The sequence below is a fragment of the Acetatifactor aquisgranensis genome (assembly GCF_943193215.1).
GTDB classification, from domain to species: domain Bacteria; phylum Bacillota; class Clostridia; order Lachnospirales; family Lachnospiraceae; genus Acetatifactor; species Acetatifactor aquisgranensis.
This window is the reverse complement of record NZ_CALPDH010000001.1, coordinates 334773-344054: the sequence shown is the minus strand read 5'-3', so window position 1 is coordinate 344054 and position 9282 is coordinate 334773. Positions and strand designations below refer to the sequence as shown.

General features: G+C 49.0%; 10 protein-coding genes. 5 read left to right on the top strand and 5 right to left on the bottom strand.

The features are described from left to right. From NFS35_RS01700 to NFS35_RS01685, 4 genes are all read left to right on the top strand, one after another. The coding region (locus NFS35_RS01700) for a DUF4368 domain-containing protein (protein ID WP_251205412.1) at nucleotides 1-322 on the top strand (322 nt) is incomplete at its 5' end. Nucleotides 323-412: 90 nt separating this feature from the next. Further along, the gene (locus NFS35_RS01695; protein WP_004054766.1) at nucleotides 413-910 is read left to right on the top strand and encodes a hypothetical protein; all 498 of its coding nucleotides are present in this window, start codon (nucleotides 413-415) and stop codon (nucleotides 908-910) included. Nucleotides 911-928: 18 nt separating this feature from the next. Beyond that, nucleotides 929-1102, top strand: coding sequence for a hypothetical protein (locus NFS35_RS01690; RefSeq protein ID WP_251205411.1), 174 nt, complete (start codon nucleotides 929-931; stop codon nucleotides 1100-1102). Between the two features lie 145 nt (nucleotides 1103-1247). Continuing rightward, nucleotides 1248-1883, top strand: a complete 636-nt coding sequence (locus NFS35_RS01685) for a nucleotidyltransferase domain-containing protein (RefSeq protein WP_251205410.1) — start codon at nucleotides 1248-1250, stop codon at nucleotides 1881-1883. A gap of 156 nt (nucleotides 1884-2039) precedes the next feature. On the opposite strand, the gene NFS35_RS01680 is transcribed toward NFS35_RS01685, so the two are convergent. Next, nucleotides 2040-2483, bottom strand: a complete 444-nt coding sequence (locus NFS35_RS01680; protein ID WP_251205409.1) for a hypothetical protein — start codon at nucleotides 2481-2483, stop codon at nucleotides 2040-2042. 205 nt (nucleotides 2484-2688) lie between these two features. On the opposite strand from NFS35_RS01680, the gene NFS35_RS01675 reads away from it, so the two are divergent. Further along, nucleotides 2689-3906, top strand: coding sequence for a flagellar filament capping protein FliD (locus tag NFS35_RS01675; RefSeq protein WP_251205408.1), 1218 nt, complete (start codon nucleotides 2689-2691; stop codon nucleotides 3904-3906). A gap of 70 nt (nucleotides 3907-3976) precedes the next feature. Here NFS35_RS01675 and NFS35_RS01670 read toward each other — a convergent pair whose 3' ends face one another. The 4 genes from NFS35_RS01670 to NFS35_RS01655 all read right to left on the bottom strand — a co-directional run bounded on the left by NFS35_RS01670 (nucleotide 3977) and on the right by NFS35_RS01655 (nucleotide 9260). Next, nucleotides 3977-4366 (bottom strand): hypothetical protein, encoded by a 390-nt coding sequence (locus NFS35_RS01670; RefSeq protein ID WP_251205407.1) that lies wholly within the window; start codon nucleotides 4364-4366, stop codon nucleotides 3977-3979. Nucleotides 4367-4369: 3 nt separating this feature from the next. After that, nucleotides 4370-4891: a hypothetical protein gene (locus NFS35_RS01665; protein WP_251205406.1), complete on the bottom strand. Its 522-nt coding sequence runs from the start codon at nucleotides 4889-4891 to the stop codon at nucleotides 4370-4372. A 68-nt stretch (nucleotides 4892-4959) separates the two neighbouring features. Then, complete coding sequence (locus NFS35_RS01660) at nucleotides 4960-5232, bottom strand: hypothetical protein (RefSeq protein ID WP_251205405.1); 273 nt, start codon at nucleotides 5230-5232, stop codon at nucleotides 4960-4962. A gap of 212 nt (nucleotides 5233-5444) precedes the next feature. Further along, nucleotides 5445-9260, bottom strand: coding sequence for a phosphoribosylformylglycinamidine synthase (locus NFS35_RS01655; protein WP_251205404.1), 3816 nt, complete (start codon nucleotides 9258-9260; stop codon nucleotides 5445-5447). Between the last annotated feature and the right edge of the window lie 22 nt (nucleotides 9261-9282).

Genomic DNA, 9282 nt, shown 5'->3' with positions numbered 1-9282 from the left:
TATCAGCCTTTATGCGGACAAGGCAAAGGGGATACTTACGGAAAAGCGTTTCCTGAAGCTGACGGACGCAATGGAAAAGGAGCAGGAAAACAACCAGAACCGTATGCAGGAAATAGCGGCGCTTATCAGTGAGGAAGAACATTCGGAGGGTGATGTGCGGACGTTCATGGAGGAAATAAAGCGGTATGCCGCCATTACGGAACTTGACGAAACGGTGTTAAACAGGCTGATTAACCGCATACTGATAGGCAAGCCGGAGAAGATTGACGGGGTAAGGACACAGGAAGTACGGATTGTTTATAATTTTGTTGGGGAACTGTAATATGTTTCCTGGCATCATTGCAAAACTTTTTAGTGGTATTTTGCAGGAAAATGTGATAAAATTTAAAAGAAAGAAGGGAATATATACAAAATGGAAGTTGATATTTTAATCGACAGGATTACAGACTGCCTGATAGATACAAGAACCGGGGAAGAAGTGGAGACAGAATACCGAATGCGTAGAACGCCGATAAGGCCGAAAGATTACAAAGGGTGGAAGTTTAACTGGAGTATTACAGAGAAAAACGGGTATCATATATATGAGCTGTTCGTAAAAGATGATGATACGGTGCAGGGCAGAATATCCTTAAAAATTGATGGTGGCGTGGCTGATGTGGAGATTGTCGAAACAGCACCCCATAATTACAGCCATAAAGGCATCTATGCAGGCGTTGGCGCACATTTATTTGCCATAGCCTGTCAGGCAAGCCTTGATGCAGGGTGTGATGGTGTAGTGGCTTTTACATCTAAGAGTGATTTGGTGGAATACTATATGGAGAAACTAAATGCAGTGGAAATCACGCCAAGAAGAATGGTTATTTTTGAAAATGCTGCGCAGATACTGTTAGACAAATATATGAGAAAGTAGGTGGTGGCTATGTTGGCAATGGAACGAAAACCAGTAGATTTTACACATGATATTTCTTATTATGCAAAAGACAGCAGGCTGACAGGAGAACCGGACGGCAAGCGGTATCAATGGAGAGCGATGATAGAAAGATTCAAGCAGTTGGGCAGACCGCTTACAGAGGAGGAAGCGGAGGAATTTAGAATTAAATAATTAAGAGCATGTTTGAAAAGCAAGGATTCAAGAGAATTCTTGCTTTTTTACAGGTTTTGTGGTTGACAAAGGAAATATAATGGTGTGTTCTTATACAGGCATTAGCACTCAACAATAAAGAGTCTAACAACGAAAGGAGAATAAAGTGATTGTATCAGAAAGAATAAAAAACATTACAAAAGTTGTAGAACAATTAGATATTTCACCTTCTTTATATAGAAATGCGGTTGAAAAATATAATAATCTAGCTAAATTTTTAAATGAAAAAGGAATAGAGGCTGATATATACCCACAAGGTTCTTTCGCATTAGGAACTGTAGTATGTCCGAGCAAAAAAAATCAAAATCCTAGTTATGATTTGGATTTTATTTGTCAAGTGAGCGGAACAAGGGAAAACCAAAACCCTCTTGATGTATATAGTCAAATTAAAGACATATTAAATAGTGATAAAACATATAGGGATAGGTTAGATATATGGGATGAATGTTTTACAATTAATTATGCTGATATAGGGGATATGGGATTTTCGATTGATATTGTTCCAGCAACAGGTGAAAATGAGGAAATAAAATCTAAAATAAAAATGGTATGTGATGAAAAAATTGCTGATACTGCGATTGCAATTCCACATTGTGTTGATGAGGAAGAATATGATTGGATTACAAACAATCCATTGGGATATAGAAAGTGGTTTAATGAGATAAATTCACCTTATAAAGAAGCAAGTAGAGAACAATTTCGCCAAGCATTTTTGAGTCATGTAATGAGTACGCTTCCATAGAGGAAATTCCAGAAGAAATGGAAAGATCTTCCTTGCAGAGAGTAGTTCAGATATTAAAGGCACATAGAAATAATTATTTCTCTAGTAGCAAAAGAGAAAAAATGAAACCTAAATCGGTAATTATCACCACATTAGTAGCAGAAATTTAGCAAACGGTCAACCGTCACTATCCCAAATGATAGATGTATTCTGCATGGAAATTAAGACCTCCCACCACCGCCTGAAAAACGTGGGTATTATCCCTGCATCCATTGCCACATCGGAAATATAGACCACGATAGGGATATTGATTTTCTTTAAGCCTTTGTCCCTTACCTGAAAGGCATCAGTCAGATACTGGATTGCCGATTTCAGCATGTTGCTCTGCCTGTCACTGTAATCATCCCTTATGCTTTCCCAGTATCTCAAAACGGAATCCGCTGAGAAATCTTTCCGTTCAAAGCCCGTCACATATTTTGTGTCAAGAAGCATCATGCTCTGCAGAAGACATATACGGTCATCGCCTGCCTTTAACTGTGCTCCTGTAAAGCTGCAGCTCACCGCAAAAAAGCCGGATTGCAGAATATCATTCAGCATCCCCGTTAAATTTCCCTTGTCCACAAAAATTTCTCCTTCCATAAACGAAACAGCTTCGTTTTACTTTATATAAGAGAGGGCGGGAAATCCCAAAAAGTTTCAGGAAAAACTTGTGCCGCATTGCTATAAATTATATGGTAATTTATGCCGATATCATAAATAGCAGTTATGAGAGCATGAGAGCATGAGAGCATGGATGCTCATATTTTTATGCAAAGGAGTGATGACAATGGGTGTACGTATTAACGTAGACGGAAGCCAGGATTATTCTTATCTGTTCCAGAGCCTTTCATCCAGCGGCAGTATGGGGAATCTGAATTTCCTCTCTGATTACGCCAGCATCAAGAACGGCAGCTATGGCAAGCTCATGAAAGCTTATTACAGCCCTGGACAGAGTTCGAGCACATCGTCCGATGGCACGAGGAGAAGCTCTTACAATATTCTTGAAAAGCTTGAAGCAGAGAAACGGAATCCGAAAGTTTCCAAGGATGTGCAGGAAGCGAATTCCAAACTGAAATCGGGACTTTCAACCCTGAAGAATTCTATTTCGACCCTGCAGAACGACGCAACCTACTCTGACACGGAAAACGGCAAGACCGCTGCCGACAAGGTAGTTTCCGCCGTGAAATCTTTTGTGTCGAATTATAATGACGTGGTGACTGCGTCAAAAGGTTCCACTCTGACAAGCCAGACGGCTTATGTGGCTAATATGATGAGCACTACAGCGGCCAGCGCGGACCAGCTTGCCGAAATCGGCATCAAAGTCAACGCAAAGGGCACGCTGGAAATCAATGAGGCGAAACTGAAAGCGGCGGACATCTCCAAAGTACAGGAATTGTTTTCCTCTGAGGAAGTCATGAGCTATGGTTCCAGACTTGCGTCCCGGGTTCAGTTTGCCGGTTCCGCCGGCAGCACCAGCTCTACGAACAAGACGGACACCACCACGGAGACGGACAACAAGACAAACGTTTCCGGTGCCGCCGGAGTCAAGGCTGACGGCAAGACGCTGGCATCCTCTGAATTGTATGAGAAAGTAGAAGACAAGGACGGCAACACAGACTATGATGTGGCAAAGATTTTCGCCACGGCAAAGAGCTTTGTGAACAATTACAACCGCATGCTCAATGCCGCCGAATCCAGCTCCAATTCCGGCGTAGTGGCGAACCTGTCCTATATCAAGAGCAAGACGGCGGCAAATGCGGACGCTCTGAAGCAGTTCGGCATCAACGTGGATACCAAGGGCAGGATGACGATAAACGAGAGCACGTTCAAGAAATCCGATATGGCCCAGGTTCAGAAGTTCTTCAAGGACTACGGTTCCTCTGTCGCCGGCAACGCCTCCCTGGTGGATTACTATATGACTACACAGGCGAATGCCGCCAACGGCTATACAGCCAACGGCGCATATAATGTAGGCGGTGGCTCCGGGTATACCGGCATCGTATAATTATCGGAAAACAGCAGAATATATAACGGCCCTGAGTCGGGAATCATTTCCCATCTCAGGACCGTTTTTTCTATTTTTTCCCTTTCACGAAAACCAGGGCTACCGCCACGGCCAGCACGATTACCGCCGCCACGATAACTACAGGAACCATGCTTTTTCCTTCGGGGACTTTATCCTCTGCGGACGCGGGTGATTCCGCAGATTCCTCACCGTTTTCCGTCTCCGTATCTGCCGCCGCATCTTGGCTGTTGCCGCTTTCTTCTGCGCCGCGGGCAGCTTCTGCATTGTCGGTTTCTGTGCCGTTGCCGGTTTCCGTGACGCTGCTCTCCAGGGCACTACCACCATTTGCTGCGCCGCTGCCGGTTTCCCGCGTTTGGGCATCTCCTTCTGCCTCGGCACCGTCCCCCGCTCCTTGCGCCTCCGGCTTGTAGCTCTCCTTTATCTCTGACTGCCATTCCATATCTCACATGACAATAATCCTTGCCCTGCCTGCTGTATCAATCACATATGTCCCAAGCATCAGGCCAGCGAAAGATACTTCGCTGTCTCCTTCTCCCGCTGTCCTGCTCTCTGTGGCCTCTATCCCGTTTTCCGCCGCATACTTGAGCACATCCGCCGCAAAAGCCTCCCTGACTGCCTTATCCGACTCCATGTTCACTGTATAGAGCTCGTCCCCTTTTTCCGCCATCGGATATTGTCCATTGTTTTCTTGCGGCGTCAGCATCGCCACAGCATTTTCGTTCGTCTTAAGGAACTCTTTCCAGTTTTCTGTCGCCATAAAAACAGAATCGTTACCGCCCGCCGCTATACAATCAAGCACTTCAAAAACTTTGTACTCATACCCTGCGAGCACGTTCGTAATCGTAATGTCCCCTGCGAACACCCCGTCTGCCAATGCCGTAATCGACATGGCCGCTGTCAGCAGCATCGCCGCCAATGTTGACATAAAACCTCTCAATCCACTTTTGTTTCCTGATTTCTTCATCTTGTCTTCCCTCCTTTTGTTTTTTTACAGTTCTTTTCATCCCTGCTATATAAGGGAGTTCCGCTCTTTCAAAAAGGTTTCACTTTTTCAAATATTTTTTCAATTTCAATTTTGGCCCTTTCAGTGACTATAATACCTTTGATGTTGTCCTGTTTCAGGCTGTTTCCGGCTATCTGTATGCTCTGTCCCTCCTTTACAAAAACGTAGTCTTTCACGGCTTGCCTGTCAGTGGATAAAACCAAATACACCCCTTCTTCTCCTTCCACCGAAAAAATACAGCAGTTCTCCAGTATCATGGGGGTTCCCTGCACCGTTCCTGATACTTCCGTTGAAGTGTTCAACACTTTACTCTCCGCTCCTTTCCTGAGTCCTCATTGCTGCTTTCTATATAAGGGAGCATCCTTTTCTCCAAAAGGTTTCACCAAAACAAAAATATTCTCTGAACTATTAGCAGATCTGCATATGCATACCAAATAAAAATGACCTCATAGAAAGGAATTTTCCTCTCTATAAGGTCATTTGCTTTCTTTATATTCTGGATAACGCGCACAACTTATCTAAAATACGAAATTCCCGATTCAAAAATGCGGATGTCCTGCTCTCCATAGATATTCATGGCAACCGCCTCATCCCGCCTCTCGGAGTGGGCCATCTTGCCCAGGCACCGTCCGTCAGGGGAAGTGATTCCCTCGATGGCCGCATAGGAGCCGTTGATATTGTACTCCTCGTCCATGGACACATTTCCCTCCTGGTCCGAGTACTGGGTGGCCACCTGTCCGTTCGCGAAGAGCCTGTCTATCCACTCTTTCGGCGCCACGAACCTGCCCTCGCCGTGAGAGGCCGGATTACAGTACACGGCGCCCGGCTTAGCTCCCTGGAGCCATGGAGATTTATTGGAGACCACTTTCGTATATGCCATCTTGGAGATATGTCTGTTAATCGTGTTGAAAGTCAGGGTAGGCGAATCCTCTGTCTGCCCCAGGATTTCACCGTAAGGCAACAGCCCCAGCTTAATCAGAGCCTGGAAACCATTGCAGATCCCCAGCACCAGTCCGTCCCTCTTCTGCAGCAGGTCCGTCACTGCCTCCTTCAGCTTCGCATTCTGGAAAGCAGTGGCAAAGAACTTCGCGCTGCCGTCCGGCTCGTCGCCCGCAGAAAATCCGCCGGGGAACATGATAATCTGGGCCTGGGAGATAGCTTTCCCGAACTCGTCCACAGAAGCCCGGATATCCTCGGCGCTTAAGTTCCGGAACACCTTAGTGACCACGTCCGCTCCCGCCCTCTCAAAGGCTCTGGCGCTGTCGTATTCGCAGTTGGTTCCCGGGAACACGGGGATGAATACGGTAGGCCGCGCAACCTTGTGCTTACAGACGTATATATTCTCAGCATGGTAGCATTCGCTTGCCACGGGAGTCGTCTCCCGCACCGCTTTCGTGGCGTATACTTTCTCCAGTTTGGAAGTCCATGCCTCCAGCGCCTCCTCCATGCTTATCCGCACATCGCCGTACACAAAGGCAGGCTCCTCCGTGACAGTGCCGATTACAGTACAGTCGAATCCAGACTCCAGCAGAGCCGCCACATCCTCCCTGGCCACCTCTGCCAGGATATCTCCCAGGGCGTTCTCAAAGAGAGAAGCCTCTGTGACCTCGCTGTCAACGGCAACACCCAGCTTATTTCCGAATGCCATCTTGGCCGCAGCCGCAGCGACACCCTTTGCGTCCAGCGCATAGGCTGCAGCAACCACGCCTTTCTGAGTAAGCCCGTGGATATAATCGTAAAGAGACGCTGTCGCATCATATATCGGTATATCAAACTCATCCGTCTCAATCCGGAAACGAACCAGCTTATGTCCTGCTTTCTTCAGCTCCGGCGTCACGATATCCTGCTGCTTTGCGATATCTACGGCAAAAGAGACCAAAGTAGGCGGTACATCGATATCATTGAAAGTACCCGACATACTGTCCTTGCCGCCGATGGAGGGCAGACCGAACCCAATCTGCGCGTCATAAGCGCCCAGCAGCGCCGCGAAAGGCTGGCTCCACCGGGAGGGCTCCTGGGTCATCCTGCGGAAATACTCCTGGAACGTGAACCGGATTTTCGAGGCATCGCCGCCATTCGCCACGATTTTCGCCATGGACTCCACGACCGCGTACACTGCGCCATGATAAGGGCTCCAGGAGGACAGATAGGGGTCAAAGCCGTAGCTCATCATGGTGACGGTATCCGTCTTTCCCTTAAGCACAGGGAGCTTGGCCACCATGGCCTGGGTCTCCGTCAGCTGATGCTTTCCGCCGTAGGGCATCAGCACGCTGCCGACACCGATGGAGGCGTCGAACATCTCCACCAGGCCTTTCTGGGAACATACGTTCAAATCATTCAGAAGCGCCAGCCAGGCGCCCTTTACATCCTTTCTCTCAAGGGCCTCCTCCACTGCAGGCAGCGCATATTTCTTGAAATAATTCTCCTTTTCATCCGGGATATCCACCCTGACTTTGGTCTCCTGGTGAGCGCCGTTGGTATCCAGGAAAGCTCTTGTCAAATCTACGATTCTGCTGCCTCTCCAGTTCAGCACCAGCCTGGGTTCCTCAGTGACCACAGCCACAGCCACGGCCTCCAGATTCTCCTCGGCCGCATAGCCTAAGAACGCATCCACATCTTTAGGGTCTACCACCACGGCCATGCGCTCCTGGGACTCTGAGATAGCCAGCTCCGTGCCGTCCAGTCCGGCGTACTTCTTGGGTACCTTATCCAAATCCACCGTCAGGCCGTCCGCCAGCTCTCCGATGGCCACGGACACGCCGCCTGCGCCGAAGTCGTTGCACTTCTTGATGATGCGGCTGACTTCTTCCCTGCGGAACAGCCTCTGAATCTTGCGCTCTGTGGGCGCGTTACCTTTCTGGACCTCCGCGCCGCAGGTCTCGATAGACTCTTCCGTATGCACCTTGGAGGAGCCGGTAGCTCCGCCGCAGCCGTCACGCCCGGTGCGCCCGCCCAGCAGGATAATGATGTCGCCGGGATCTGAGGTCTCACGGATGACATTCTTCCTGGGGGCAGCGCCCATGACAGCGCCGATCTCCATTCTCTTAGCCACATAATCGGGATGATATATTTCCTTTACAAAGCCGGTGGCCAGTCCAATCTGATTGCCATAGGAGGAATACCCCTGTGCCGCGCCGCGCACCAGCCTCTTCTGGGGCAGTTTTCCCTTAAGGGTATCCGCCACCGGCACCGTGGGATCTGCCGCGCCGGTCACGCGCATGGCCTGATACACATAGCCCCGCCCGGAAAGGGGATCCCGGATGGCGCCGCCCAGACAGGTAGCCGCGCCGCCGAAAGGTTCTATCTCAGTGGGATGGTTGTGGGTCTCGTTCTTGAAGAACACCAGCCATTCCTCTGTCTCTTTATGGTCACCGTAGTCCATCTCCACAGGCACTACCACGGAACAGGCGTTGATTTCATCCGACTCCTCCATATCCTCCAGCCTGCCCTCTTTTTTCAGCTTCCGCATGGCCATCAGGGCCAGGTCCATCAGACAGATGAACTTGTCCCCTGAATGCCCTTCCTTCGTTCTGTCGCCAAAAATCTCTTCTCTGGTGTCCAGATAGCTTCTGTAGGTGGTCTCCAAAGGCGTACGGTAATAACCTTCGCCGAATTCCACATCCTTAAGTTCTGTGGAAAAAGTGGTGTGGCGGCAGTGATCGGACCAGTAGGTATCCAGCACACGGATTTCCGTCATGGTAGGATTCCGCTTCTCGTCATTCCTGAAATAGTTCTGAATATGCTGAAAATCTTTGAAAGTCATGGCCAGAGACAGAGACTCATACAGTTTCCGAAGAGCCTCCTCTTCCATCTGCGCAAATCCCTCCAGCGCGGCCACGTCCGCGGGCTCCTCAAATTCCGCCACCAGCGTGTCCGGTTTCTCCAGCCCTGTCTCCCGGGAGTCCACAGGGTTGATGCAGTAGCCTTTGATTCGCGCAAATTCCTCCTCTGTGATGTCTCCCAGAATCAGATAGGTGACCGCCGTGCGGATGACAGGTTCCTCGTCTTCTTTCAGGAACTGGACGCACTGCACCGCCGAATCCGCCCTCTGATCGAACTGCCCGGGCAGGAACTCCACTGAAAATATCCTGGCGCCCTCCGGAATCTCAATGCTCTCCTGGCAGAGCTCATCCACAGGAGGCTCAGAGAAAACAGTTTTGCATGCTCTTGCAAACACTTCATCGGAAATATTCTCCACATCATAGCGGATGAGAACTCTCACGCCCTCCACCCGGATGCCCAGAAAGTTTCCGATTTCCTCATGCAGTTCCTTTGCTTTCACCGCAAAGGGCTCCTTTTTTTCCACATAGATACGTCTGACGATTCCCATATGTTCCTCCAATCTTTTCTGG

Coding starts and splice junctions, on each gene's coding strand:
- NFS35_RS01695 (WP_004054766.1), top strand. CDS start 413: ATGGAAGTTGATATTTTAATCGACAGGATTACAGACTGCCTGATAGAT.
- NFS35_RS01690 (WP_251205411.1), top strand. CDS start 929: ATGGAACGAAAACCAGTAGATTTTACACATGATATTTCTTATTATGCA.
- NFS35_RS01675 (WP_251205408.1), top strand. CDS start 2,689: ATGGGTGTACGTATTAACGTAGACGGAAGCCAGGATTATTCTTATCTG.
- NFS35_RS01670 (WP_251205407.1), bottom strand. CDS start 4,366: ATGGAATGGCAGTCAGAGATAAAGGAGAGCTACAAGCCGGAGGCGCAA.
- NFS35_RS01665 (WP_251205406.1), bottom strand. CDS start 4,891: ATGAAGAAATCAGGAAACAAAAGTGGATTGAGAGGTTTTATGTCAACA.
- NFS35_RS01655 (WP_251205404.1), bottom strand. CDS start 9,260: ATGGGAATCGTCAGACGTATCTATGTGGAAAAAAAGGAGCCCTTTGCG.